Here is a 23,923-nt window from a genome sequence, read left to right as displayed (position 1 = left end):
TTTCTCCTTTACAATGCGATTTTTTGCGCCGCTGCTGCCAGCTGCTTTGTACCGTCGAGCAAAAATGCGCCGTTTAGCGTCCACCACTTCTCTCTCATTTCAAGCGCGCCTGCTTGCTTAAATTCATGTTCGCATTTGCAGCTGATTTTGAAGGATTGGACCTTTTTGTTTTGATTGGTAATGCCGGTTTTCATGCCAGCTTTTGTTTGCTGTTTCCGCCGGTTTTCAGCGGCCGTCTTTATCGTAAAGCTGGAGGCGGACCGAATGTATTGCCGCTTCTTGTGGCGCAGTGTGAGCTGCTGTTTAAACCTGCGGGGCAGTCCGTCGATTTCTCGAAAACCGTTCAAGTAGAATGCATCATCAAGCAGATACTGTCCGTCCAAATAGACCGGTATCGTACCGAAAAAGCCGTTTTTGCTTCTTAAAACGAGCCTGTCATGAACGCTTTTCGGCGGCCGACATTCATAATGAAACCCGCCCCGGAATGTATAAGCCAAATGGGCGGGCTTCATATGATTGACGGTTTGAATGATTGAAGGTATAAACTGCAGATCCTCTCCGTTTACACTCAGCAAAAAATGATACCGTCCGGCCGTCAGTCTGACGGATGCGGACGGCTGTTTTAAAAAAGCATTAACCGCGCGCTCGATCGAGCGGCTTGTAATCGGCGGAATATTGGACATCTTGGTTAACAGACGGGCCCTTCGAATATCGACGCCGTCCGAAGCCTCGCGTCTGACATTCAAAATCTTTTCCCACCTGTCCAGCCCCCATGTGGCCGTCGTGACGAAAAGCTGGTCCGTCATATCGAAAATCTCTTGATTTTGCCTCTCAAATTCAGGCGCTTCAGCCGTTATAATTTCTTGAATTTCCCGGATTTCCATCAAGTATGGCGGCAGGTGAAAAGCCATTTCATCAATCTTGCTCAATGATGGTCACCTGCCCCAGCTTTGGAATTTCCGTTTCTGTCAACTGCAGATTTTTCGCTTCCCCGTTGATGAAGACTTCCGAATAGTCGCTGACAGAGGACGATTCATAGATCATGTTGTTGATCTGCGAGAGACGGATGACGCTTTCTTTAAAAGCCATTTCTTTAAATAATTCAGTGATTTTTTCTGCAATTTCCTGTTTGGCCTCACCGATCGTCCGGCCTGATTCAGGTATGATTTTTGCAGATATGCTCACGTCTTTCCATACCGCGCTTTCAACCGCGGTATAAGCTCCGATCGGCGCCATACCTTCCCCTTTGCCCGGATCGGGATCGATATACTGCTTGACTCTTTCGATTAATGCGTCTGTGGCTGGCTCCATTTTCGCGTTTGTAATGACAACCTTTACGGTTCCCTCGCCATTCCACAGCGGAAAGACCTTCGCTTTGCCTACGCCGTCCACTTCTTCGGCCCATTGTTTGTAATGCAGCTGATTCGCGCTGACCGCTTCCCTACGGACGCGGATTAAATACCTTTCATACAGGGATTCATCCGTCTCCTCGTCGCGGCCGGGAATTTCAAGGCTTCCCATAACCGCTTTTTCAAGCCCGGGAATGGTATCGAGCGGAAGCAAAGGCCGCCCCGAAAAATTGGCGTTTCCTTTTGTCCCGGCTGTTTCACATTCCAGCTTGCCGTCTTCGAGCATGGTAAAATATAAATCTTCCAGAAAGAAACGGGTTCCGGGGGGAACCGATACTCCATCCGTAAATGCCGCAGACCATATGGCTTTTGACGCCCGATAGCGCTCAAGACCGGCCTCAGCCGCCCTTCTGTCCAAATATTCGCCTTCAGCCGTATCCGCATAAACCAAATTCAGCACTTGATCAAGCCAAATATAAGAAAGCGCCAGCTCGGCGGCTGCCGGGGCAAGCGCATTCCAAATGACGCTGTTTTCACGTTTGTCAATCTCATCTGAAACCCGCTCAAGCATGCGTTCCATGATCTCTTCAAATGTCTGGTCTTCAAACATCTTCCCCAATCACCTCCTCGATTTCCAATGTCCCTTCATCGGTTTCAACCGAAAAGGACACGTGGAAGGCATCGCCTTGACGCTCAATCTCGAAGTCGGTCACCGCCGAAATTCGGTCATCGTATATGAGGGCTTCCTCGATCAATCTCGGTATCTCCATTTCTTTATAAGCGTCGGTCGTTTCATGATCTGAAAGAACCTCCTGCAGTTCATTTCCGATATTATGGCTGTAAACGGCGTATGCGTAGCGCTCGGTTCTCAGCGCCATACAAACCATTTGTTCCACGGCTTCCAGCCCCGAAATCATATCACCCGTCATCCTGCCTGTTTCAAAATCAATTTTGTACGTTTTTGAAGTCTCAATCACATCGCTGTCATCCTCGATATCTTCAAAAGATACTTCCGGCGAAAGAGCCATCCGAGCCACCTCCTACTCCTACACTCTGTCTATTACAAAAAAAGACTGCCCTCCAGGCATAGCCGCAATCATCACGTGGTCGCCGGCATGCAATTGATTGTAAAAGCGAATCGTTTTGTCTTCTCCGTCAATTCGGATCTGTTCCGTATGCTCTGTCAAATGCCTGGCCACCACCAATAAGTCGGAGGGGATCACCAATTTATCATGATTGCGGAGCTTCAGCTTGAGCGGAGACGCGGACACGACTTCAGCCGGCATGACATCGACAGGCGATTCAGCGTTTACGGCTCCAAGAGCCAGCTCTTTTATCGCATCGCTTAATTTCATGAAGACGCTCCTTCAGGTATGGTGTTTTTAGCGACGACATCAATCGTCATCACATGTTTTGTTCCTGTAAAATCGTGTTTATCCTTATCAACCCAATAGGTTTCTTTAATGCCCGCTTCCGGAATCGATATATAAACCGGCAGTCCGCTTTGAACTTCCGGTATGCCGATTGCCTGTATGCTTTTCAGCTCTTTTTTGACGCCTTTCTTTTCAGCCTGTATCTTCTTCGCCCGGTCGCGGAGCTGCGCCTCGTTAATATCATCCGAAACCGTTTCTGTGTACTGGAGAACGCCGAATCTTTTCATACCGGCTTCATCGCTTGCGGATGCGGTATAGGTTTTGTTATCTTTCTGCTTTCTCAGTTTCACCCGGGTTGCCGTTTCATCGATTGACGTGCTGTAAGCGTAATCCGTAATGTTCACACCCGTTTCCAAAACCCAGATATCCTCCGGTTCGGGCCACGCTCGTAAACACAGCTTTCCTTTTTCGGCATACAGCTGATAGTTTTTTCCGGTTTGCTTTTTTGTCTCCCGCAGCGCTTTTAAAATAATGTCATACAGGCTCGTATTGTCTTTAAAGACGAGCGATTTAATCGTATGTCCGGTGTTTGCAATCGAACCTTTGGGAATTTGAAAGTCGTTCGCAATTCGTTTGACAATGTCAGCGGCCGTTTTGTTCGAGAATACATAGACATCCTGGTTTTTCACCAAGTACTGAAGCATGTCGTACGCTTTAAACGTAAGCGTATATTCTTTCGGCACCCTGCTGAACACAATTCCGCGAAACAGTTCTTTTCCTTTCCATTTAAATAAAACGGTATCGCCTTCCTGCACGCTGTAATATTTGTGGCTTCCCTGCTTGATCACAATCGACGCTTCGATCGAACGAGGCGCCTGGTACCTTTCTCCTTCCAATGTGACGCTTTCGGTGACAAGTTCATACCATTCGCTTTCTTTTATGACAAATAATTCGATCATCGCTATCCCCTGCTTTTGATTTACCAGAAAAACGCCGGTTCATCCGGCGCTTCGTTTTATGGTATTTTCAGCTTTTGCCCCGGAAAAATCCAATGTCCCGGCTGTTTGATGTTTCGCTTGCTTCGTTTGATCATCGCCTGCTTGTTCGCATTCCAAATTTTCCGCCATTCCTGGCTGTTTCCGTAAAAACGGCCTGCGATGTGCCAGAGCGTATCGCCTTTTTTGACGGTGTACATTTTTGGAGCCAGTTTGGACGGCCGTTTTTTCTTCGTTTTCTTTTTTTGTTTAATCTTCCGGGGTGATGCTGTTTGGTACTCTTTCAATGTGAGATCAAAATCCCGGTCGCCGATATCCTTTTCACCCTCGCGATGCGAAAAGTTTTCAATGCTGCATGTGAAATTGATCTTCGTTCCCGTCACGAGAAATTGAACCGGTTTTTTTGCTTTCATCCATTTCTCGATTTTAAGAATCGCGTTCTCCGGCGAAAGAAACCCTTTGTATTCCGAGAGCGGAGAATACTTTTTCGGAAAATGAGACGAAAATGAAATCGTCTTCGCTCCCGGTTCATTGATAAACGTCACCTCGCCGAACTTTGACACCTTTACAGATTCGTTCGCAAGATTATTGCTGACGTCAAGCTGCTCTGGAAGCACAGGGAGGCGCAGCTTTTCCTTTCCTTGCGTCAGCCAAAATTCGTACACGGATTTAGTCATAAGCTACGCTTCCTTTCGTCCCAATATGAATATCCCGTTCAAGCTCATCGACAAGAGCGCGCTTGATTTTCGCAATCAATGTTTCCTGGTCGCGCTCACTGTGGTAATGATTGTCCCCGGTAATATAGATGTTGACTTCTTTGGCGCCATTTTCAGCAGGCTGCCGGGATCGGGTCCCGCCCGTGGTGGCTGCAGCCGCCTGAGCACTTGATATGGAACCGGACCCTTCAGCGGGGTCTTGCACTTCCATCCCGAGCGCGCCTGCAGCCCGCTGAAGCAGATATCTGCCGCGGATGCCGCGTTCTTCGGGAATGATCCATTCGCGTTTGCCGCCTTCACCCACGCGGGCGATCTGCTCGCTCGTAATCAGGCCGCCGTTGGCATAGCCTTTATAAGCTCCGCCTCTTGCCATGCTTTTAATCCCCGGAGTGTTAAATGGCGACCCGTATCGCGATTTGATGTAGTTGATGGCCGCTACCGCGTTGTGAACAGGATTGAAAATATCATTCATTCCTTTTCCTTTGTAAGCATTAAACGTTTGGCCGATCGTCTGCATCAAGCCTCTGCTCGGGTCCCCCCGCTTGGCGTTAATGTCCCAGCCGTTATAGGCGCGCGGATTTCCGCCGGATTCCTTTTGAGCAATAACAGAAAGCGGCTGAAGCCACGACACCGGCGAACCGGTAGCCATGATCGCCTGCATCAGCCACGACTTTACATTTCCGCCGACGGCTCCGATTCCGGAAAACGCAGCTGCCAGTGAGCCTGCTTGTTTTTCCGCAAAACTTTTGACATCGACAGAGCTTAAACCTTTGACAATCCCGACCGACGCGAAACGCCCGAGACTCATCATAACCCGGGACGGAGAATGAATATCTAGTTCTTCGCGGAACGCTTTTTCAACTTTTTTCGCCAAGTTTTTTGCAGCTTGAGAAACTTCGCTGCCTTTTCCATTCATGCCGCTGATAAAGTGTCCGACCATTCCTGACCCCCAGCCTGCAGCCGACTGTTTCGAATCAAGGAACGGCTTGTTGATATTTTTATCAACATACTGCGACGTCCCGGTCGGTGTTGCATTTTGCCCGGTTGCAAAGTTTTTGACTGTATTTGCACCCCAGGAAGAGGACGTTTTCACCGTTGTTTGATAAGGCGCATTTACTTTTGCTTGAAGAAAACCGCCGGTTCCGGTCGCGGAAGCATTTTGCCCGGAAGCGAACCCGGCAACCGTCTGTTTTCCGTAGTTAGACGATTCTGCCGGCAGGCTGCTAAACGGCTTGCTGATGTTTTTTTGCTTCCATTGATCAAGGGAAGGAGCGTTTGAGCCGATCCCCTTGTCAAAACCGCCGGTGAATTCCCGGCCGAAAGCCTGCGCCTCTGCTGCTATACTCCCGACACCGACAGCAGGCGACACAGAAGCCGAATACGAAGCGGTGCTTGAAACCGGAGAAGAAGCTCCCCCGTCTCCCGCCGCGGCCCCCATGTCGTCAACAACGCGCATGCCGAGCTTGGTAGCGGCCTGGGCAAGCAGCATCTTCCCGCGTCCCCGGTTGTTTTCCGTAGGGATGACGAATTCATTTCCGGCTTCACCGATCCAGGAGATGGTCGGTTTTGTGATGTAGCCGCCTGTGGCATAGCCTTCAAATCCATGATCCTTATGGGCTCTTTCCCGACCTTTCTGAAAATATTCAACTTTTTCTCCGACCCAGCTTTTCGCGCCTTCGAAAATACTCTTGCCCCTTTCCAAAGCGCTATTCCATTGGTTAGACCACCAGTCTCCATTGAAAACAGTGTCTTTAATGGTTCCTGTAATGGATTCCCAAACAGAGACGGCTCCGTCCCACGCATTCTGCGCCCATGTCACTGCGTTGTCCCATTGTTCACCCCACCAGTCTCCATTAAAAACGGTGTCTTTAATGGTTCCTGTAATGGATTCCCAAACAGAGACGGCTCCGTCCCACGTATTCTGCGCCCATGTTACTGCATTGTTCCATTTTTCGCTCCACCAGTCTCCATTAAAAACGGTGTCTTTAATGGTTCCTGTAATGGATTCCCAAACAGAGACAGCTCCGTCCCACGTATTCTGCGCCCATGTTACTGCATTGTTCCATTTTTCGCTCCACCAGTCTCCGTTAAAAATCGTCTCGCTGATCGTTCCTGCAATGGTTCCCCAAACATTACTTAACGGCCCTAAAAATGCAGCTTCCAAAGTACCATAAAGATAGCCGGCTTGTTCAGCCCACCAGTTTCCGTTTAAAAACGTATTTGTGGCTGTTTCTTTAAGAGATCCCCATTTTTCTCCCCACCAGTCTCCATTTAAAAATGTATTTGTAGCGGTTTGACTAAGGGAATCCCACTGTTCGCTCCACCAGTCTCCATTAAACAGCGTGTTCATGAGATCTTCCTTCAATTGGGAAGTGTCAAACATTTTACCGAGGGAACCGCCTGCCTTTTCACCGCCCATCCCGCCTGCAAAGCCGCCCACTACTCCTCCAATCATTGCACCCGGAGGTCCTCCAACCAATCCTCCGATCGCCATTCCGGCAGCTTCTCCACCAAAAGTTCCTAACATACGGCCGCCTACAGAACCAATTTTTTCGCCTGCGTTATCTTTGTTGATGCCGATTAGATCTGTAAGCGGCAAAAGTTTGCCTAGCGGACTTAGTTTTTTACCTAGCGGCTTTAATTTTTCAATCATTGGTTTTAAGGGCTCTAATAATTTTGCAAGTTTACCGGGCTCTTTGTTGGGCCTTAAACTTTTTAAATAGAAGAGTATCTTTGCGGCTGGAAGAATTCCCCTTGATAAGCTTTTTAGATTCCAGCCTTTATGCTCTTCACTTGAACCTGAAACAGAGACATTTTGCCTATTTCCGGCTGAATTCGGAGGATCTTTCTGCGGATATAAACAGCAGCAGCATTGTCCATGGCCTGGTCCGCTTGATTTTGACTGAGAACCTTTTGTTGACTGAGGCCCTAAGATTTTATCAATGACTTTGTCAAAAATATCATTGTTCAATTTTTCCATCAGTCTATCTTTAAATCGATCTACAAATGCTTTGCCAATTTCCTTCCCAGTATCCTTTATCCAAGGCCATCCTGACTTTTTCCACCATTCGCCTAACAAGTCTTTTCCTTGTTCAAAGAAAGATCCCTTTTTATCGTGTTTGACTTCTGATGTTTCTCCTGAAACTTTTTTGTTTTTGATTTTGTTGGTCGCCTTGTCGTTTAAATCAATTGTGACAATGTACGTTTTCTCTAGTTTTTTTAGGAGCGAGGCAATTCTGCTTGCTGTTTTCGTTACTTTATCAAGTACATATAACTGAACTGAATAACCTTTTTTCAAATTGTTTTTAAGATAGCCGATTATTTTTTTAACAGTTAATGTTACACGGTCTTCAGCAGAGATTGATAAGAAATATTCACGCTTAGAGAGCATCCTTTTAATTTTAGTTAACTTTTGCGAGACATTGTCTGCTAAAGTTAACTTAACGGTTGTTTCTGGCGGAATTCTTTTTAATCTTCTTTGTATTTCTATTAGTTGAGCGGATGCCTGGTCATTTATATTCACTCCAATATTTACGGAGTGAATGAACTTTCTCATCAGGTAATTGTTCAGTTTTTTAAGCCGAAAAAAAGCTTGATCTTCCGTTTTAATGTTAATTTTGATTTGCCGGTTCAATCGTTCTGCTCTCTTTTCTAAAATCGCAAAACCCTTCTGAATCCTCCGCAGCTTCTTAGACACCCGGTCTTCAAGTTCAAAACGTGCCGTCAGTTTTGCCATGGATTATGTACCTCCTTTCCGCGCTTCTTTTTCCAAGAGTTGAAGTTTGTAGCTGATGAGTCCGTATAATAATGCCTTAAACGGTTTTGGGGCTTCGTACAGCTCCCGGAGCTGGGATGGAGAATAGTGAAGTTCGTGCATCGCGAAATAGAGATACACCGCTTCTTTATTCCCATCCTTAATTAGTTTTTTGCTTCTTCTTCCAGATCTTCAAGATCGTCTTCAAAGCCGTTGATTTCAATCGCTTTGTTGAGCCAGTTCGCATATTCCCCACCGACGGAGAGAACGCGTTTGGCCACTTCGACCGGGTCGGCCGTTTTATAGGCTTCTCTTAATTCCTTTGAACGGAAGTCAGGGTAGATCGTCGATTCAATGGCGATTCTGGCGTAAAAGCGCTGGGTGTCTAGATCCTTGACACGGCCTCTGCCTTTAATGTTTTTATAAGTCGTATTTTCTTTTTCAAGCTCGTCAATGCGCTCGGTTGTAATCGGCTTAAACACAAACGGAATGACATTGCCCTTTTTATCGACGAACCGCTTTGAGATCGGCACTTTGATTTCTTCGGCTTCAACGGTTTGTCCCGGCATAAAAAAGGATAAATCATATACTTTTTCTTCTTGTTTTTCGCTCATGTCTGCTTGCTCCTTTAACATTCAATTTTGGATTTGCAATGAAAAAGCACCCTCGGCTTGGCGAGAGTGCTTTGCTTCCTATTTCCTGACTACTGAATCGGTTCCTTCCGTAAAAAAGAAGAAATAGACCGGCTGTTGCGGTCTATTTTTGAAAAGCGGGCTCGTTGTATACGGCTCCTATTTTAAAACGTATCTTTCAGTTTTTCAGGAACGTCGAAATCTTCAAATGTGAACGGCACTTCTTCTTCGAGCGCCTCTGAGTCGACGTCAAGACCGGCGATTTTGGCCGAGTCAAAATTCACGTCATACAGCGTGACCCGCTCCGTTCCGCGGCCTGATGACTGGTCGTCAAGGACGGCCTGGAGCGTGAAATACGGATCATCGCCTTTTTTCACATAGTTCATCATTAACGTGACAAATTGAGACGTGACTTTATAAAATGTCGCCGTTCCCGTGCCGTTTGCCCCTGTTGTCTTGTGGCCGGTCATGCGGCGGCCCATAATATTGACTTCAGCTTTATTCTTTTCGACATTGGCCTCAAATGTTTTGATGTGAGCCATCTCTTGTCCGTCGAGAAAAAGACGGCCTTCTTTTCCGGAAATCGTGTTTTGCGCTTTTAATGCCATACTATTTTACCTCCACATTAAAGTAGAATTTTTCTGCTGCATCAACCGGCTGAACGGCTAAATCGATTAAAAACCCGTCGCGGTCTTCATTCAGTGTAATGGCAATATCGCTTTCAGAATCAAAGCCGGTAATGCCGCCGGCTTCCTGAAGCGCCGTCATATACTGAATGATCAGCGTTTTGACGTATTGCAAACCATCGTCTGATGCAGGGATGTCGCTGCCGCTTGCTTTTCGTGCTTTGATTAAAGCCTTTAACTCGCGGGTCAGGTCATTGTTGACTCCGTCGAGAACGCGGATGATTTTGTTTTTCGAGAATTTTTTGTTCTTGTCGGCAGTGAAACTCGTTAAAGAGTTGATGTCTTTTTCAACGCTGACCGATTGATCGCGTGCATCAAATGTAAATAAAAACTCGCCTTTTTTCAGACGTTCGATGACCTGGTCTTCATCCAGACGGTTCAGGACATCAACAGCACCTTCGTATTCGACAAATGTCAGCGACTGGTTAAAAGTCGCGCCTGCGCTCGCTCCGGCAACCCATGCCGTCGCTTTTTCAGGAGTGATTTCAGTGCCGTCTTCCAGCACGACGCCTCCCGTTACATTAATAATGCCTTCATAGTCTCCGGCATAATCGGCGACAACGCCTTGGACTTTCTGGCCCTGCTTGTCGCGAAGGCGTTTGATGAAAGCGGCAAAAGTGGCTTTCAGCTGTTCATTGTCTGCGACCGGGAGTGCGATCGTATTGAAGTATTCCGTTTCGGCAGCATCTAAAAATGCGGTGTAATCGGCAACGCTTGCCGTTCCGTTCTCCCCGCCTGACAGCTTTGTGCCCGCTGTCAGTTCAAGCGCGCCTTCCCCTTGAAACGCGACGTACGCATTTGCGGTAAGCTCTTCTGCCGTTTTGACGGTTTGTCGGTCAGCTTCATCTGTTCCGACAAAGGTGGTGACATCAAACTTTTTAGAATCGAGCACATTTTCGGAAATGCGGATCGAAATGTCGTTCCCTTTCTCGCCTCCGTATTTTGCCGTTACGCTCAGCGTTTCGCCGATTTGGGCTTTCGCCGGCGCTCCTGTGTTCAGACGGTACAGCAAAACGGTCTGTGCGTTTTTCTTCGCTTCCCGGAAAAGCAGAAGAGACGGATCATCGATGTTCAACCCTACTTTTTTATTTAAGTCTTCAATGCTGGAAATCGATACGAATGTTTTCGGCTCCCCCCAGCTCATGACGACAGGGAGGGCAACTGTACCGCGATCCCCGATGGAAACGCGTTCCTCTGCTGTCGTTTTAAAATTAAAATAAATGCCGGCACGATCTTTTTCTTTGCCTGGTGTAAATGTTCCGCCGTTCATTAATTCATGACCTCCTTGGCTAAAAATGTTTGAATAAGCTGACTTGCCTCAGGTTTTGAAATCTGCTCTTCTTTCACATGAAAAAGAGCACCATCGAGAACTTCCGGCTTAATGCCGAAAAGCTCTTTCGCGTGCTCCCTCAGGTCTTCGATGTAGAACAGCGCTTCACGTTCCTCTTGAGGCGCCTTTTTTGCTTCGGTGTTTGTTTTTTTGCTGACTGCCAATTATTTCACCCCGTTTGTAAAATCAATTGTTTCCAGAGAAAGTTCGCTTTCCCGTTTGTACCAGTAGCGGCTGTTCCATTGAATAATAATGGACGCGGTGCCGGAATCCCCTATTCTCGTCTCGATCCGGCTGATCCTCAAGCTGTCCCCTGTGCCTTTACCCGATCGGTCAATGAGCGGTATGATGTGCCTCGCTTCCCTTACGGCGTCTGCAATGCGCTCGGCATGATCATGGGCCTGCTGCGAATCGTGGTGAAACAGTTTCACATTCAGGGTGAAGACTTTTTTAAATGTTGAAACCGTATCATTCTCATCAAAAACAGAAGGGGGAGGAAAATACAGCGACGGTATTTGAAAGTGGTCGGGTATTTCCTTTTCATAACAGACGACAGGAAAGACTTGATAAAAGAAATTCATGACAGATCCCGTTTCGTCGTTCAAAGCTTCACCTCCTTAAAGGGAATTCAGCCATTTTTGCAGCCTTTCATTCAGGCGTTTTTCAAATAAACGCTCAAATATGTAAAGCGCATGCTCCCAATAGCCTGTTCCCTTTACCCATTGCCGTTTTAAGGCCATGCCGGACGATGAACCGGGATCATATTGAAACCGGCCGCCGTGCCATTGTCCCGGAACCCACCTGACTTCGTCTTTTCCGCCTGTCCAATGGCCGTCATTTACAAATGAGGCGTACTCTAACTCCGTCCCGACTTCAAGCGTGAGTCCGCCTTTTTCGATTTCCCACCTGTTCCCTTCGGCTCCCCGCTTGAAAGAGCGCAAAAGGCTGCCGGTATCAATCGATCCGGCGCGCACGATTTCGTCACAGACCAGGTCCAAAAAATCGGTTCCCGCCTGTTCAAGCCACTTGGCAGCTTCATTTCGAAAGCCGCTCTGCCCTGCTTTTTCCAGCGTCTGCGACAGCTGTTTCAATCCTTTGATTTTCATAGTTTTTCATCCCTGACCGCTAACACTTCGAGGTGATGGCCTTTGATGTTGCGCGGCTGCTGCAGCGTGTAGGCGACACCGTTCCAGACCGCCTTATCGTGAAGGCGCACATCTGCCTCCGCCGGAAAATGGGCCAAATATGAATGATAAATAACCTGTTCGGGATCTTGCTGGACGATCGACTGGTTTTTTTCCGTAAAATAGCAGGGAACGTTTTGAAGATCAGGTGTTTCCCCGTATGTGCGAATCGGCTGCAGGTCTCGCGCAGGAATGCCGTACCTTGCTTCCTCAGCCTGGTCTTCCTTTAAATGATAGATATCGCAGCGGTCGCTTAATAACCTTTTGTAGCTCATAGCGGGCGCACCTTGAATCGAACAGATTCATAATCAAGAATAAATTCTTCGAGCAGTTTATAGACGTCGGGCTTCACTAGGCCTCCGCTTCTTGAAAGCGTATAGGAGTAGTCTCCCAATTTCTCAGATTTGTAGCCTTTCAAAAGCGATTCATCACCGTTTTTCAATGCAAAGTACTGTGCCAGCTGCAGCAAAGCGAGCCTTGCCTTTTCCGGCAGCGGATCATATTTTTCATCTGTAAAACGGTGCCCCGTTATCTGCTCGGCTTCCGCTTCAGCTTCAAGGATATCCTGACGCAGCAATTCCTGCGGCCGGTTTTTCACGGCTTCAATAACGGAATATTGGATGATATCGTCGGGCGTGATCAGCATGTTCATCACATCCTTCCAGAGCTTTTAGCTGTTGTCCGGGCTCGGTTTCCGCCGGTCGGCTGTTCTTCCTTTGGAACGGTTCGAACTCAGCATTTACTCTTTTACATTGATGATTTTTGCAACCGCGTCTTCTTCCTCGAATTTGCTGTCCAGTTTTGCCGTCAGGACAATGATGAATTTGCGCGCGCGAATGTCTTTATCGACTTCAATTCTGATATTGCGCGAGAAACCGAGAATGATATTTTTCGGGTGCGTCAAAATAATGTCTGATGCTTCGGCGGCCGCATCTCCTTCTCCGTATGCATACGGCTGAATATTTGAGACCCCTTTAACAGGCACGCCAAAAGCGGTAGAAAGTCCGCCCTGTACCGCCGCATCCCCGAGAGTCGTTTGACGTTCTGCGACGCGGTCTTTCCATTCAATCTCCTGGCCGAGCGATGTGAAGAATCTGAATTCCTGAGGAACGCGCATATATTTTGCCGGAACAGCTTTCAGCCCCTGTTTGAAAAGCTGCCGGCTGATTTGCTCCCCGCCCGCATCGACGATATGGGAGACGGACTGCTTCCGGATCCCGTCGAGCTGGGCAAGGTATGGATCTGAGGATGCGACATCACCATTGACGATCAGTTCTTCAATATCAACGGCAGCCCGCTCCGCCAGCATTTGCATCAGCGTCTGTTGAAGGCCGTCTTTTTCAATGTTATTTTCGAGCGTGTCATAAGTGATGTTGACTTCGGCAATGACTTCTTTCGCGTTCAGTTCGACCGTGCTGGTCACCGGTGCGGTTAATTGATCTTTCGCCAATGCCTTACCTTCATCAGCCGCTCGTAAAATCCGCTGGCCAAAGCCGATCTTTTCAAATTTTTGCGAGTCGTTTTCCATTTGAATCACGCGCGATTCGCTGAAAATTGTCGGCGTGTTTTGCACCATGCGAATAAATGCAGAAGCCTGCGCCGGATTCATTAATCCTCCGCTTTTCAAAGTCGCAAGCGACATCTCGGCTTTACGAATAATCTCTTGATTTCTCATTGTCTTCCTCCTCCAAATTAAAGCAATCCGCTCCAAATCGATTTTTTAACTTCTTCTTCCCCGTCTTTTTCGGCTGCTGCCTGCTTTGAGGCGCCTCTCATCTTTTCGAGTGCTTCAATGCGTGCAATAAGAGGGGCGAGCATGTCCTCGACGATTTCCTTCACATGTGCGTCTTGGTCTGTCTGTTGCTCTTTTTCATCTGCCGCTTTATCCCCTTCCAAATCGTCAAGACGTTTGAGAAGCGGAGCCAAGACGGCTTCAATCGTTCCTTGAACTTCTGATCGTTTCATCTTTTTTTCTTCCTCTCCCGTTTTTTGTTTGTCGCCGGCAAAAAACTGCTTAAACAGCTGAAAGAAACTGCCGGGCTCATCGGTTTCAGAGTCGGCTTGGGGCGCGTGCTCGACCGTTTCGGCAGTGCCCGCCATGCTGTAGCCGGTGATGCTTCCTTTTTTAATCTGTTCCCAGATCTCATCGCCGGCTTTTGTCACCAGCACCCAAGAGCCTTTCACAATCGTTTCGCCGTTTACTTCAAAATCAGCCGGCGCTACGTAGGACTCCACGACTTCTCCGACGCCTCCCTGGAAATTGTGATCCTTGTCGATCTTCCGGGCATTTTTCAGAAAACCGTGGGCGGCTTTTTGGATTTCTTCAGCCGTCATAAAGTCGCCGTGGGCATCCTGAATGTCCGGCTCGTAGACAACGCCGTAGACGAGCTTCTTTTCATCCTCGGCTTTTGCAATCAGCTTGACTTCCTTTTGAAATGTCGGCGGTTCACTCGACTTCGTCATGAAGAATTTCTTTTTGTTCGCCGCTTTGTCGACATAACTGACGAAATTGATTTTGGCATTTTTAAGCTCTCTCGGCACGAAATGTTCACCTCCTTTCAGTGATCTGTTTCAATGTCTCGACGGCTTCCTGCAGTTCAGGCAGCAATGCTCCTGCTTCCGCTTCCGCACGCTTTGAGCTTTCCTGGTAAACGAGCGGCCTGCTGAATTCTTCCTCCGGCCATTCATCTAGCGTCTTGCCGAGCACTCTGCCGGCCAGGTCGCGCAAATCATTTGCAGATACTGCTCCTGCCTGAATAAAAGGACCGAGCACTTTTGCGATCTCAAGCGGATCGCGAAAGTCCGGTCCTTTCAGCTGGAGCCTCGCGTGGAAAATGTTTAAATCGCGGAGAAACAGCGTATTCAGCTTGCCGATCAATATTTTCCGCTCCGGTTCAAAAACCTGTTCTTCGGTGATTTTGCGGGCGGTATCGGCTGTCGCCCTGTTATATTCATGGGCATCACCGGTGTAGAGCGGCGGGAGCCTGAAGGAAGAGCGGATTTTATTCCGGGTTTTCTCGTCATATTCAAGAAACAGCGCATCTTCCTGCAAAATTTCGGCGAGGGATTTGATGTCCACCTTCACCGGCGTAATGTCCTGGCTGCCGTGAATGTCTTTTTCCTGTGCGATTCCCTCCGCTTCGATCAGCAAAAATTTGTGGGCATTTTCAACCCCTTCCAAGTCGTTCATATATTCCTGCAGCTCTCTGTAGGAAGCCTCTGAGAGCATGCCGTTTTCAACCGTAATGACGGCAGGTACGTGCCGGCCTTGTCTGAAGTACATATAATTCAGCTCTTCCGCTTTCCGCGCCCCGTACAGGTTGACAATATTTCCGATCCAGCGCGGAACGCCGTAGACGCCGCTGCCGATTTTAAAATGGATCGCTTCATTCGCGCTTCGTTCAGGGGGAGTCTGCCTGTCAAACTCTCCGGTGGTCATATCCATGACGCGCGGATCGCCGTACTCTTTAAAGTACACTTTCCTGCCGTCAATCATCTGAACGTATTTGCGGAACCTTTTCTCCCTCTTGATGTTTTTTAGCGATCCGTTTTCCATGTAGGCGAATTCAACTTCGATCGGTTCTGTCAATCCGCATACCCGCATATTTTTGACATCGAGATATTCAATTCCGGCCGGCTGCCCCGCACCGTTTCTGAGCACCTCCAAAAACCCGTTCCCGGTTTTTTCGCGGTCCTCTATCATATGGCTTAAAATTGTTTCAGCCGATTCGTCAAAATGAAGGTGGCGGCAAAAATCTTCAAGCCTTGTCCAATCGGACTCAGCAGCTTTTTTCCGATCGGGCGTCACATCCGCCCCGTTGAAATCAAAAGCGTATTCTACATCGAGCCCGAACCCCGCAATATTCGTTTTATAGGCGTCAATGCATTGCTGAAGAATTGAAGAATATTCGGCAATGGCTTTCAATTCTTTCAAATTGTACGGCGGAGCGATAATATCATCGCCGTAGATCTCCGAAAATTGATCTTCATATATTTGTTTTGTTACAGGCCCGTGAAAACGGGATTTCATGACTTTCGCTCTTACCGTTTGCTGAGTGGACATACGCTATCTCCCCCTTTTCCTGTTCGGCCGTTTTCTCACTTCCGGCTCAGCCTTCAAATCGGTTACTTCATAATCATCAAGCGCGTACCATAGCGCGGAAAGCGTGTGCGGATCAATTGTAAACTGATCCTCCTTCAGATTGCCGTCTTGATCCGTCGCATAGGTCAGCGGCTGCAATTCGTAGATCGTATTGGCACATCGGTCAGAACAGAATATTTTTTTAAACCGCTTGATTTTTTTCGTATATTGCAGGCGCGAGCCTTGGAACTTGCGTGCTGCTGTCATGTTAAAACCATTCTGCCTGAAAAACTGAATGCTTTTCGGCTCAGCGGGATCAGCTTTAATCAGCTCCTTCGCAACCGCGAATTCGTGAAGTTCTTCGGCCGTCTTATCATCTGTCATTTTATTTTTGTAGTACTCCCAATAGATATATAGATATTTTTTGTCGGGATCGACGGCCGCCCGGACGACGGCATTGTATGATTCCTCAAATCCGAAATCCATTCCGGTTCTCTTCAGCGGGTTGGAAATGGCGGAGATCTGCCTCATGACCTCCTCATGCTCCATCACTTCAAATTGCGGCAGAACCCTGGTGCCGTTTACCCCAAACCGCCCTTTTCTGGCAATCCGGTACAGGTCGGGATCATATGCTTTCATATCATCAAGCTGTTTGAGGTAGCTTTTCGGCAAAAACAGGTTGTCATCAGCTGTGGAATGGTGGTAATACGTATCACCGACGACAGCGACCCGCTTTTTATACAAGACCTCATCATCCAAAATGAACCGCTTGTTCCGCTCATCCTTGAAAAAGTGTCTGTACGTCCAGTTTGACTGGCTGACGGGGTTTGTCGTCAACATCATATACAGCCTGTGATAAGGATGCCTCAGCCGGCCGATCAGTTCCTTGAAGCCTTCATACTTCACCTCTGAACATTCTTCAATCCAAATCAGCGAGATGTTGTTGACGGATTTCAATTTCGCCGGGTTGTCCATTCCTTTAAAAATAATTCGGCTGCCGTTTGCAAACCTGATATGCATCGGAGAAGAAACCGCCTGAGCCGCCTTTTGGACACCCAGCTCATCGATAATGGATGCGAATAAAGAAAACGTCGAATCCCTGTGTGTTTCAAACACTTCCCTTACGACAAGAGCGGTCCGCTTTTCCTGAAGCAGTTTTAATACGACTTTTAAAGCGGTATGATAGCTTTTCGACGAACCGTATCCGCCGACAAGAAATTGAAAGGTCTGATCCCAGTTAAACAAATAATCTTCAAAATGCGGATTGACTTCTTTTATGATCAAGCCTGATCACCTTTTCGGGCGATGACCACTTCAACGGGACCCGTTTCCGCATCTTTGTCGGCTTTTTGTCTGGCGAGCTTCAGCTTCTCATTTTCAATTTTCCGCTTAAATGAATCAGGGAAAAGGTCAAAATACTGTGAGAGCTTATCGAGCGCCTTCATTTTATCGGCCAGCTTGATCGCGATCCCTTCTTTCCCGAGTTTCGCTTCCGTGATGACTGTGCCATCGACGAGGTCGGAATGTTTCACATCCACAAAGCTGACCTCTTTCATAACCGGATTGTTTTCTTCATCAAACAGCGGTCCGGACTTTCCGACAGCCTGTACCTCTTTTTTGCCGAAAGTCACATAATCGGTCATATCGGCAAACGCGATTTTTACATAGACTTGGAGAACATCCATCGCCTCGACGAATATCTCCCCTACCATTTCTTTTTTGATTCGCCTGATTTCATCGGCCACCTTTTCATTTTTCAAAAGCCGGCAGCCTGTCACATGGGCGCTGGCCGGGGAATAGCCCGCTTTTACCGCCGCTTGGGTGGCATTGAAGCTTTTCACATAATAGATGCAAAACAGCCGCTGCCGTTCATTCAGCCCTTCATTGTGAATGTCTGCTTTTCCACGGTTCGCGTCATCTCCGGCTAAAGCCTCTTGCCAGCGGTCGCGGGTTTTCCAAACGCTGATTTTTTTATTTGAAACGCCGAGTTCTCTTGCGATTGCGAGATTCGTAATGTTTCCCCCGTATTTTTGATAGAGACGAAAAGCTTCATCCCTTTTTGGATCCCTTTTCCTTGGCATTGTTCATTTTCACCGCCTCTCATTCTCGGAAACAGTAATATTTAATCGCTATATGAATCTTCCATATGAACAGTATGCTTTGTTATATTTTTTCTCTTTTCACTTATAGGTGGCAAACGTATGACAAAAGACAGATATATCGTTATGCCATACAATCGAGAGGCTTTTCGATCTGTTTCGCGATTTTCAGCTGCGCCCGTTTCACATTGGTTTGAACAGTAGACTTTTTGATGCCGAGCATGGCGGCAATCCGCTCATAGGAAAACTGTTCGACCTTATGTAAAATGAAGATTTCTTTTTCGCGTGCCGTAAGGGCAGACAGCGCTGATTCAATCCGGGCTTTATCGTATGCTGACACTTCCTGAGCCGGTTCAAATGCACTCTGTTCTGAAAACGTGTCGATGATCCGCGGATCTTTCAGGAGCATCCGCTTATAAGAGTCGCGCCTGTCAATCGCCCGTCTGATTCCAGGTTCTCTTCCGTTTTCAAGCCAGTCGATCACATATTCCAAATCGGTCATCATGTTTCTGATCAGTTTTTTATCATTCAGCTGTTCAGCCGTCAGCCCTTGTTCATCTTGATAGGGCTTATACAATTTTTTCGTGTTTTTCAGCGCTCTTTTATATTCGAAAAGCAAATCTTCCATTTTAATGTACCTCCGTTTTTTTGAAATAAAAAAGGACACCAATCAGCCGCACAGTTAAGATGTGCATCCTGATCAGCGTCCGCAGGCTTTCCGTCTTGGACAAATATTCAAGTTGTAGAGCTATAGCTTATAGCCGATTTCAAATTCGATCCTTGCGAGATCTCCCTTTCTCGTTTCAATGACGGTTTTGCCGTGCTCAGGCGCCTCGGCCTGCCATGCCGTGCCGTTCATTCCGTCAAGGACGATCACCGTCACCTTTCCTTTTTTGATGCGGCTTGCAACCGTCGTATCGTTGATATCTGTTAACTTTGCCGGATGGTTCATCTTGTTTCCTCCTCTTCAAATTCTGCTTTTGCGACGACTTTTTCTAAAATATTCTTCAATTGATTCTCAACTGAATCGCTGTGAACGGGCCGTTTTCGCTTCAAATAGGCAAGCGTGAGCTTCACTGCGGTCAACAGTTCGGGAGCTGCAGCGATTAAGCGGGCATTTTTTTCCTTGGAATATGCGCTGTAGTCGGCGACTTTGGCAATCACCCTTCCGTTGGAATAAGAAAACCGTTTCTTTTCGGCTTTGCTGTATGCTGAATAAATGTATACGTCGGTATTTGTTCTGACGACGCGCCATGGTGATGGGCTGTACGCCTCACTTTCGTTTTTCACGTATGTCTTTCCTCACTTTCCGTCTTCTTCGTGCCATCGTTTAATTTGTGCGTCTCTTTTTGCCGCTGTCCAGATGATGAGAATCATAGCTTTTAAACTTTTAAGCACCTTGTGTCACCCTTGTTTTCATTTTTGCAATCAGCGCTTCCAGATGTTTGATCACATCCGTCAAACCGCCGCTTTCAGTGCAGCAGTTCGGGCAAGCGCGGAAAATCGTTCCGACCCTTGCGTCCTGATGGATTGATTTTCTCCCATTACATAGCCGGCACATCAAACCATCCCCTCCAGTCTATGATTGATGCCGAAAGAGCTCCCGTTCAGGACGACGAGAAAGTCCCCGCACATTTCGACCAGCCTCGTTCCGAGCGCTTCGTCTATGCTGACAATTTCTTCAACGCTTAGCTCGCTGGACAGCATGATCGGCTTATGGTTCAAATACCTGTAATTGACGACGGCATATGTCTGTTCGATCTGCCATTCCGTTGCCCGCGGCCTGCCTGCCACCGGCTTAAACAGGTCATCAAGAAACAGCACCTCGACTTGCTTCATCCGGTTCAGCTTATTCTCAAGCAACGAAAAGTCCTGTTTTAAATCATTGAATCCTTCGACAAACGGAAAATACAGGACGGGTACAAAAAGCTTCCTCATCAGCTCATTGGCGGCAGCCGTCAGCAAATGAGTCTTCCCTGAACCGGGTCGTCCCAAGAGCGCGATGCTGTTTCTGCGGCTTTCCTGAATGTCCCGGTAAGCTTGTACATATTCAACGGCGCATTCATACGCCTCTTTTACAGATTGATGCTTTCCTTCCGTCTTGAATTGAGCAAAGTTTAAGTTTTTAAATTGTTCGGTGATTTCGCTCGTCTTCAACAGCTTTTGCGCTTTGCGCCATTCGCGGCAGACGCATGATACCCATACTTCCATCGTTCCGCGCCGTTCGATAAATCCGAGTTCATCTTTGCACTTCGGACAGTCATACCGTTTTGCGGCGGATTCTTCCGGTTTGCCCCCCTGTGATTGACGGCTCCTGTTTCTCAGTTCGTCCATGACCTCTTCGATTGTTCTTTTGGGCATTGTTCTCCCTCCTGACAGTTGTTTTCGTTTTCGCTTCCGCTTCAGCCAGCCGGCCGATGATATATTTTTCACAGTAGCTGAAGACCTTGATCGTTTCATGACGGCTTCGGCGCCGCGCCTCATACTCCTCAAAACATTGTTCAAGCCATTTGATTGTTTGCGGAAGAGACACTCCGCGGGCGACAATCCGGGCGATGGCCTGATAGTCTTTTGACGAGGGATGGACGGGCTTTCCTTCCTGCATCGACCTGAGGGCGGCAAATCGTTCTGCTATTGTTTTTATGGAACTCATATTATGTTTTGTGTTGATTTGTGTGATATCTTTATTGGATTGGACAAGCTTGTCCGCACTGCCAGTCTCTTCTGTCCGATCAGGCAGTTCTGTTCGGACATGGCTGGCGTAGGCAAATTTTTTTGAATGTCTGACTGACAAAATCATTCCGTAAGGCGCTCTTGTGACTGCAATGTAGCCGTTTCGTTCGAGAAGAGCGAGCCATCTTCTGATCGTTTTTTCGTTGACGCCGAATTGAAGAGCCAGTTCGGCTGCTTTCAGCGGCTTGTTGCCGAGCACGATGCCCCATGTCTCCCCATCGCGTTCGATTTCCTTTGTTGTTGAACTGATGCACCATAAAAAAAGCCAAATGGCATTGCCTATTTTCTCGTAGTGAACAGGTGTTAAAAGCCCTGAGTAAACCGAAAAGGGATAGCTTTGATCCGGCGGGCGGGACATTCATCTTCCCCCTTCCTTCTGCCTTTTGCGGTTCAGCCTGAGATACCGTTCGTATTGGCCTTTATGATCAAATTGGAATACAGGCTTTCCGTCTTTCGTAAAAGCGTTGAATCCCCCGGCTTCTCCGAGCCGCCATTGATCAAACCGGTCTGAGCTGTAGGAAATCACAATTTTACCCATGCTTCCTCCTTTTGGATATCCGGCAAGTCCGCCGTGGCTTCTCATTTGCTCTCTGTCGGCTTCCTTTGGATAGCCGTGTGTTCGGATGCGTGTGACCATCGGATGTTCAAGATTCATGACATCGCCTTCTTTTATGCAGGTTTTCTTTGATACAATATGTATCTATAAAGACCTGAAAAAGATCGGGAAACAGCAAACGATCAGGCACTGAATAAAGCGTTTCGAATTTCAGCATCGTTTCTCTGCCGGGATTGCGTGTTCCCCTTTCAATTTTGCGAACATAAACCTCGGAGAGTCCAAGTCTTTCCGACACTTGCTTCTGGGTCCATCCCCTCTTAGAGCGCTCTTCGATCAATCGTTTTCGCACATGTTCTCACTCCCTGTTTTTGATACAATACGTATCTGATGATTTGATTATATATGATACGCTTCTTATCATCAACACTTTTTTGATACTTTTTTTATCATCTGTTTATTTCGATACATTTTGTATCTATAATAGAGATAATCATGCCGAATTGAGGAAGAGAGGTCATTCTATGTTAGGCGGCAGACTGAAGAGCCTGAGAGGAAAAAGGACACAGGAAGAAGTGGCAAAGCAGATCGGTGTATCGCGGGCACGCTACTCCCATTATGAAAACGGAAGAAGCGAGCCGGACTATGAAACATTAAAAAAACTCGCTGATTACTATAAAGTGACGATAGACTATCTGCTGACAGGCACGGAAAAGAAAAAAAACATCGAAGACGAAATCGCAGATCCGGATCTGCAAATTGCCTACCGCGACATGCAGGAATTTTCCCCCGAAAGCAGACAGCAGGCCATCGAGTTCATTCAATACTTAAAAGAAAAAGAGAAGAAACGAAAGCCCGGAGATAAACAAAACGGATAAATAAGGAATTTTTATTAAACATTACCTGGTGAGCGCCGATTTAATAGATAAGACAATAAAAAAGGGAAAGATTTGCTAAAGTGGCTGCTCATCGTATATGATAGATCTGCATGAAATCATGACAGCCCCTTTGACGGGCTTTTCTTTCCCGCTAAAAACAGAACATTCGTTCGAAAGGGTGTCTCGTATTGAAGTTTTATTTATCTCACCTAGAAGAATACGTCAAAAATATGTACCAAAAGTTCGGTTTTTTTGAACCTCACCAGATTGATATGAATCGCATAGCCGCTCATTTTAATATTTGGATTCACTATGAAAATGTCAACAGCATGATGATTAAGCATGACGGCATGTACAGCATTATTCTCAACAGCAGTCTTTCAAAGGAAAAGCAGTGGGAGGACTTTGCCCATGAGCTGTGCCACGTATTAAAGCACGCCGGAAACCAGCTTTACATGAATCAGATGTTCAGGGAGCTGCAGGAGTTCCAGGCCAATCAATTTATGTACCATTTTTGCGTCCCTACTTTTATGCTTTTAAAAATGGATTTTCCTCAGCTGCGATGCCAAGCCGCTAAAATGATCGCCGACCTCTTTAAAGTCACGGAGTCGTTCGCTGTCAAACGGATCGAGCTCTTTGAAAAACGGCAGGCCGGAATCCAGTTTCATGAGGCGTGGATGGCAAGCCTTTCCCAAGAGAGCGAATCGGCGAATGCTCCACGCTTTGAAGAAGTAGACGAACTTGCACGCTACCGGCGGGAAACCCGCCGCCCGTACGCAGCGGCAAACGGCCTCGGCAAAATGGTCGCTGCGGAAAGCCGGCCGGCTTATATGCTGAGAAAATAAAAAAACAGCCGGCTCAGCTGCCGGCTGCACTCGGCCCATATGCGATGCATGCTCCTTCCTTCAAAGCTTTGACATAGCGGGAAAACACCTCATTTTGAGACGTTCGCCTGCCCTTTAATGTGAATTGCTCAAACATCGCCTTCCGCTGGGCTGTGCTGATTTCAAATTGCACGCTTAAACCGGTTTGGCAGCGATTGTTGATGCTTGCAGGGTTTGTACCTGAAAGATAGCCCCTTTCAGCCGCCAGCTCCGCAGAAAATCCGTGCCTCTCCAATGTCTCCTTAAACATCAAGGCGCGCCTTCGATCTGTCCCTCCGATGAGCGTATGTCGATGAGCAGGCTCCTCATACCCGTGAAAAGCCAGTATGTACCGGTGTCCTGCAGCCATTCGCAAGGCAAGCGGGCAGTCAAAATGAGCGCTTGTCACATGAAGGCTCTTATTGCCGCGCCTTTTCAATCCTTCCAATAAATAAACCGAAGCGCCCTCTGCAAAAGCCTTGACAATTTCACTGATGCCCGGCTCGATCCCGCCCCCGTGGGGAGCCATCACAAGCAGAGCGCTCCCTGCATCCCGAGCAGCCACCGAATAATCGGTCCCTTCTATTTCGTTTTCTGCCATCTCTGTAAAGCTGCCGTATTGGTCAGTTAAAGCCCGCTTCATCTTTCGATTTTTGCACCTGCCTGTCCTGTTTTTATGTAGTGTACCGGGAGTCGC

At 47.5% G+C, this 23,923-nt stretch carries 32 protein-coding genes; 2 read left to right on the top strand and 30 right to left on the bottom strand.

The window, feature by feature from the left end; genetic code table 11:
* Window positions 1-8 precede the first annotated feature (8 nt).
* From TRNA_RS44410 to TRNA_RS28075, 29 genes are all read right to left on the bottom strand, one after another.
* Entirely contained in the window at window positions 9-929 is a 921-nt protein-coding gene (locus TRNA_RS44410) for a YmfQ family protein (RefSeq protein WP_009328731.1), read from the bottom strand.
* On the bottom strand, window positions 916-1,959 hold the full coding sequence (locus TRNA_RS28200; RefSeq protein ID WP_003180847.1) for a baseplate J/gp47 family protein: 1,044 nt from the start codon (window positions 1,957-1,959) through the stop codon (window positions 916-918). The genes TRNA_RS44410 and TRNA_RS28200 overlap by 14 nt, the downstream gene beginning before the upstream one ends.
* On the bottom strand, window positions 1,952-2,377 hold the full coding sequence (locus TRNA_RS28195) for a DUF2634 domain-containing protein (RefSeq protein ID WP_003180844.1): 426 nt from the start codon (window positions 2,375-2,377) through the stop codon (window positions 1,952-1,954). The genes TRNA_RS28200 and TRNA_RS28195 overlap by 8 nt, the downstream gene beginning before the upstream one ends.
* Window positions 2,378-2,395: 18 nt before the next feature.
* Window positions 2,396-2,704, bottom strand: a complete 309-nt coding sequence (locus TRNA_RS28190) for a DUF2577 domain-containing protein (RefSeq protein ID WP_003180843.1) — start codon at window positions 2,702-2,704, stop codon at window positions 2,396-2,398.
* Entirely contained in the window at window positions 2,701-3,681 is a 981-nt protein-coding gene (locus TRNA_RS28185) for an XkdQ/YqbQ family protein (RefSeq protein ID WP_009328734.1), read from the bottom strand. Before TRNA_RS28185 ends, TRNA_RS28190 begins: the two co-directional genes overlap by 4 nt.
* A gap of 56 nt (window positions 3,682-3,737) precedes the next feature.
* Complete coding sequence (locus TRNA_RS28180) at window positions 3,738-4,394, bottom strand: LysM peptidoglycan-binding domain-containing protein (protein WP_011197806.1); 657 nt, start codon at window positions 4,392-4,394, stop codon at window positions 3,738-3,740.
* Window positions 4,387-8,169 carry a transglycosylase SLT domain-containing protein gene (locus tag TRNA_RS28175; protein ID WP_011197805.1) on the bottom strand — a complete coding sequence of 1,261 codons (3,783 nt, stop codon included), beginning with the start codon at window positions 8,167-8,169 and terminating at the stop codon, window positions 4,387-4,389. Before TRNA_RS28175 ends, TRNA_RS28180 begins: the two co-directional genes overlap by 8 nt.
* 3 nt (window positions 8,170-8,172) lie before the next feature.
* Window positions 8,173-8,310 carry a hypothetical protein gene (locus TRNA_RS43575; RefSeq protein ID WP_003180833.1) on the bottom strand — a complete coding sequence of 46 codons (138 nt, stop codon included), beginning with the start codon at window positions 8,308-8,310 and terminating at the stop codon, window positions 8,173-8,175.
* A 41-nt stretch (window positions 8,311-8,351) separates the two neighbouring features.
* Window positions 8,352-8,801, bottom strand: coding sequence for a phage tail assembly chaperone (locus TRNA_RS28170; RefSeq protein WP_003180832.1), 450 nt, complete (start codon window positions 8,799-8,801; stop codon window positions 8,352-8,354).
* Between the two features lie 182 nt (window positions 8,802-8,983).
* Window positions 8,984-9,427 (bottom strand): phage tail tube protein, encoded by a 444-nt coding sequence (locus TRNA_RS28165; RefSeq protein WP_003180830.1) that lies wholly within the window; start codon window positions 9,425-9,427, stop codon window positions 8,984-8,986.
* 1 nt (window position 9,428) lies between these two features.
* Window positions 9,429-10,775: a phage tail sheath family protein gene (locus TRNA_RS28160; protein WP_011197804.1), complete on the bottom strand. Its 1,347-nt coding sequence runs from the start codon at window positions 10,773-10,775 to the stop codon at window positions 9,429-9,431.
* Entirely contained in the window at window positions 10,775-10,999 is a 225-nt protein-coding gene (locus TRNA_RS28155) for a hypothetical protein (protein WP_003180826.1), read from the bottom strand. The genes TRNA_RS28160 and TRNA_RS28155 overlap by 1 nt, the downstream gene beginning before the upstream one ends.
* Complete coding sequence (locus TRNA_RS28150; protein ID WP_003180824.1) at window positions 11,000-11,440, bottom strand: hypothetical protein; 441 nt, start codon at window positions 11,438-11,440, stop codon at window positions 11,000-11,002.
* Window positions 11,441-11,452: 12 nt separating this feature from the next.
* The gene (locus TRNA_RS28145) at window positions 11,453-11,941 is read right to left on the bottom strand and encodes an HK97 gp10 family phage protein (protein WP_003180822.1); all 489 of its coding nucleotides are present in this window, start codon (window positions 11,939-11,941) and stop codon (window positions 11,453-11,455) included.
* Entirely contained in the window at window positions 11,938-12,294 is a 357-nt protein-coding gene (locus tag TRNA_RS28140) for a YqbH/XkdH family protein (RefSeq protein ID WP_009328738.1), read from the bottom strand. The genes TRNA_RS28145 and TRNA_RS28140 overlap by 4 nt, the downstream gene beginning before the upstream one ends.
* A complete protein-coding gene (locus TRNA_RS28135) occupies window positions 12,291-12,665 on the bottom strand; it encodes a protein YqbG (protein WP_003180816.1) in 375 nt (124 codons plus the stop codon). Before TRNA_RS28135 ends, TRNA_RS28140 begins: the two co-directional genes overlap by 4 nt.
* Before the next feature lie 93 nt (window positions 12,666-12,758).
* Window positions 12,759-13,694, bottom strand: coding sequence for a phage major capsid protein (locus tag TRNA_RS28130; RefSeq protein WP_009328739.1), 936 nt, complete (start codon window positions 13,692-13,694; stop codon window positions 12,759-12,761).
* A gap of 17 nt (window positions 13,695-13,711) precedes the next feature.
* The gene (locus TRNA_RS28125) at window positions 13,712-14,560 is read right to left on the bottom strand and encodes an XkdF-like putative serine protease domain-containing protein (RefSeq protein WP_009328740.1); all 849 of its coding nucleotides are present in this window, start codon (window positions 14,558-14,560) and stop codon (window positions 13,712-13,714) included.
* A gap of 7 nt (window positions 14,561-14,567) precedes the next feature.
* Window positions 14,568-16,082: a phage portal protein gene (locus TRNA_RS28120; protein WP_003180808.1), complete on the bottom strand. Its 1,515-nt coding sequence runs from the start codon at window positions 16,080-16,082 to the stop codon at window positions 14,568-14,570.
* A 3-nt stretch (window positions 16,083-16,085) separates the two neighbouring features.
* Window positions 16,086-17,384, bottom strand: coding sequence for a PBSX family phage terminase large subunit (locus TRNA_RS28115; RefSeq protein ID WP_009328741.1), 1,299 nt, complete (start codon window positions 17,382-17,384; stop codon window positions 16,086-16,088).
* Complete coding sequence (locus TRNA_RS28110; RefSeq protein WP_003180804.1) at window positions 17,381-18,181, bottom strand: terminase small subunit; 801 nt, start codon at window positions 18,179-18,181, stop codon at window positions 17,381-17,383. Before TRNA_RS28110 ends, TRNA_RS28115 begins: the two co-directional genes overlap by 4 nt.
* A 142-nt stretch (window positions 18,182-18,323) precedes the next feature.
* Window positions 18,324-18,827, bottom strand: a complete 504-nt coding sequence (locus TRNA_RS28105; protein ID WP_003180803.1) for a sigma-70 family RNA polymerase sigma factor — start codon at window positions 18,825-18,827, stop codon at window positions 18,324-18,326.
* Window positions 18,828-18,947: 120 nt separating this feature from the next.
* The gene (locus TRNA_RS28100; protein WP_003180800.1) at window positions 18,948-19,151 is read right to left on the bottom strand and encodes an XtrA/YqaO family protein; all 204 of its coding nucleotides are present in this window, start codon (window positions 19,149-19,151) and stop codon (window positions 18,948-18,950) included.
* Window positions 19,148-19,489, bottom strand: a complete 342-nt coding sequence (locus TRNA_RS28095) for a hypothetical protein (protein WP_011197803.1) — start codon at window positions 19,487-19,489, stop codon at window positions 19,148-19,150. The genes TRNA_RS28100 and TRNA_RS28095 overlap by 4 nt, the downstream gene beginning before the upstream one ends.
* A 100-nt stretch (window positions 19,490-19,589) precedes the next feature.
* On the bottom strand, window positions 19,590-19,760 hold the full coding sequence (locus TRNA_RS43840; RefSeq protein WP_003180796.1) for a hypothetical protein: 171 nt from the start codon (window positions 19,758-19,760) through the stop codon (window positions 19,590-19,592).
* Window positions 19,760-20,560 carry an ATP-binding protein gene (locus TRNA_RS28090; RefSeq protein ID WP_011197802.1) on the bottom strand — a complete coding sequence of 267 codons (801 nt, stop codon included), beginning with the start codon at window positions 20,558-20,560 and terminating at the stop codon, window positions 19,760-19,762. Before TRNA_RS28090 ends, TRNA_RS43840 begins: the two co-directional genes overlap by 1 nt.
* Entirely contained in the window at window positions 20,460-21,290 is an 831-nt protein-coding gene (locus tag TRNA_RS28085) for a hypothetical protein (protein ID WP_003180792.1), read from the bottom strand. The genes TRNA_RS28090 and TRNA_RS28085 overlap by 101 nt, the downstream gene beginning before the upstream one ends.
* Window positions 21,291-21,587, bottom strand: a complete 297-nt coding sequence (locus TRNA_RS28080; protein ID WP_011197801.1) for a hypothetical protein — start codon at window positions 21,585-21,587, stop codon at window positions 21,291-21,293.
* Window positions 21,577-21,837, bottom strand: a complete 261-nt coding sequence (locus TRNA_RS28075; protein ID WP_011197800.1) for a helix-turn-helix transcriptional regulator — start codon at window positions 21,835-21,837, stop codon at window positions 21,577-21,579. Before TRNA_RS28075 ends, TRNA_RS28080 begins: the two co-directional genes overlap by 11 nt.
* 172 nt (window positions 21,838-22,009) lie before the next feature.
* On the opposite strand from TRNA_RS28075, the gene xre reads away from it, so the two are divergent.
* Window positions 22,010-22,363: an HTH-type transcriptional regulator Xre gene (gene xre / locus TRNA_RS28070; protein WP_003180787.1), complete on the top strand. Its 354-nt coding sequence runs from the start codon at window positions 22,010-22,012 to the stop codon at window positions 22,361-22,363.
* 230 nt (window positions 22,364-22,593) lie between these two features.
* Window positions 22,594-23,208 (top strand): ImmA/IrrE family metallo-endopeptidase, encoded by a 615-nt coding sequence (locus tag TRNA_RS28065; protein ID WP_009328748.1) that lies wholly within the window; start codon window positions 22,594-22,596, stop codon window positions 23,206-23,208.
* A 13-nt stretch (window positions 23,209-23,221) separates the two neighbouring features.
* On the opposite strand, the gene TRNA_RS28060 is transcribed toward TRNA_RS28065, so the two are convergent.
* On the bottom strand, window positions 23,222-23,869 hold the full coding sequence (locus TRNA_RS28060; protein WP_003180784.1) for a poly-gamma-glutamate hydrolase family protein: 648 nt from the start codon (window positions 23,867-23,869) through the stop codon (window positions 23,222-23,224).
* Between the last annotated feature and the right edge of the window lie 54 nt (window positions 23,870-23,923).

Source organism: Bacillus licheniformis DSM 13 = ATCC 14580 (assembly GCF_000011645.1).
In the GTDB taxonomy this organism is placed as follows: domain Bacteria; phylum Bacillota; class Bacilli; order Bacillales; family Bacillaceae; genus Bacillus; species Bacillus licheniformis.
The sequence above is the reverse complement of the archived record's forward strand: the minus strand, read 5'-3'. Positions and strand labels throughout refer to the sequence as shown.

Bases quoted from the DNA above. Each gene is read 5' to 3' on its own strand.
- TRNA_RS28200 (WP_003180847.1), bottom strand. From the start codon at position 1,959: ATGTTTGAAGACCAGACATTTGAAGAGATCATGGAACGCATGCTTGAG.
- TRNA_RS28195 (WP_003180844.1), bottom strand. From the start codon at position 2,377: ATGGCTCTTTCGCCGGAAGTATCTTTTGAAGATATCGAGGATGACAGC.
- TRNA_RS28190 (WP_003180843.1), bottom strand. From the start codon at position 2,704: ATGAAATTAAGCGATGCGATAAAAGAGCTGGCTCTTGGAGCCGTAAAC.
- TRNA_RS28185 (WP_009328734.1), bottom strand. From the start codon at position 3,681: ATGATCGAATTATTTGTCATAAAAGAAAGCGAATGGTATGAACTTGTC.
- TRNA_RS28180 (WP_011197806.1), bottom strand. From the start codon at position 4,394: ATGACTAAATCCGTGTACGAATTTTGGCTGACGCAAGGAAAGGAAAAG.
- TRNA_RS28175 (WP_011197805.1), bottom strand. From the start codon at position 8,169: ATGGCAAAACTGACGGCACGTTTTGAACTTGAAGACCGGGTGTCTAAG.
- TRNA_RS43575 (WP_003180833.1), bottom strand. From the start codon at position 8,310: ATGCACGAACTTCACTATTCTCCATCCCAGCTCCGGGAGCTGTACGAA.
- TRNA_RS28170 (WP_003180832.1), bottom strand. From the start codon at position 8,801: ATGAGCGAAAAACAAGAAGAAAAAGTATATGATTTATCCTTTTTTATG.
- TRNA_RS28165 (WP_003180830.1), bottom strand. From the start codon at position 9,427: ATGGCATTAAAAGCGCAAAACACGATTTCCGGAAAAGAAGGCCGTCTT.
- TRNA_RS28160 (WP_011197804.1), bottom strand. From the start codon at position 10,775: ATGAACGGCGGAACATTTACACCAGGCAAAGAAAAAGATCGTGCCGGC.
- TRNA_RS28145 (WP_003180822.1), bottom strand. From the start codon at position 11,941: ATGAAAATCAAAGGATTGAAACAGCTGTCGCAGACGCTGGAAAAAGCA.
- TRNA_RS28140 (WP_009328738.1), bottom strand. From the start codon at position 12,294: ATGAGCTACAAAAGGTTATTAAGCGACCGCTGCGATATCTATCATTTA.
- TRNA_RS28135 (WP_003180816.1), bottom strand. From the start codon at position 12,665: ATGCTGATCACGCCCGACGATATCATCCAATATTCCGTTATTGAAGCC.
- TRNA_RS28130 (WP_009328739.1), bottom strand. From the start codon at position 13,694: ATGAGAAATCAAGAGATTATTCGTAAAGCCGAGATGTCGCTTGCGACT.
- TRNA_RS28120 (WP_003180808.1), bottom strand. From the start codon at position 16,082: ATGTCCACTCAGCAAACGGTAAGAGCGAAAGTCATGAAATCCCGTTTT.
- TRNA_RS28110 (WP_003180804.1), bottom strand. From the start codon at position 18,181: ATGCCAAGGAAAAGGGATCCAAAAAGGGATGAAGCTTTTCGTCTCTAT.
- TRNA_RS28105 (WP_003180803.1), bottom strand. From the start codon at position 18,827: ATGGAAGATTTGCTTTTCGAATATAAAAGAGCGCTGAAAAACACGAAA.
- TRNA_RS28100 (WP_003180800.1), bottom strand. From the start codon at position 19,151: ATGAACCATCCGGCAAAGTTAACAGATATCAACGATACGACGGTTGCA.
- TRNA_RS43840 (WP_003180796.1), bottom strand. From the start codon at position 19,760: ATGTGCCGGCTATGTAATGGGAGAAAATCAATCCATCAGGACGCAAGG.
- TRNA_RS28090 (WP_011197802.1), bottom strand. From the start codon at position 20,560: ATGCCCAAAAGAACAATCGAAGAGGTCATGGACGAACTGAGAAACAGG.
- TRNA_RS28085 (WP_003180792.1), bottom strand. From the start codon at position 21,290: ATGTCCCGCCCGCCGGATCAAAGCTATCCCTTTTCGGTTTACTCAGGG.
- TRNA_RS28080 (WP_011197801.1), bottom strand. From the start codon at position 21,587: ATGAATCTTGAACATCCGATGGTCACACGCATCCGAACACACGGCTAT.
- xre (WP_003180787.1), top strand. From the start codon at position 22,010: ATGTTAGGCGGCAGACTGAAGAGCCTGAGAGGAAAAAGGACACAGGAA.
- TRNA_RS28065 (WP_009328748.1), top strand. From the start codon at position 22,594: ATGTACCAAAAGTTCGGTTTTTTTGAACCTCACCAGATTGATATGAAT.
- TRNA_RS28060 (WP_003180784.1), bottom strand. From the start codon at position 23,869: ATGAAGCGGGCTTTAACTGACCAATACGGCAGCTTTACAGAGATGGCA.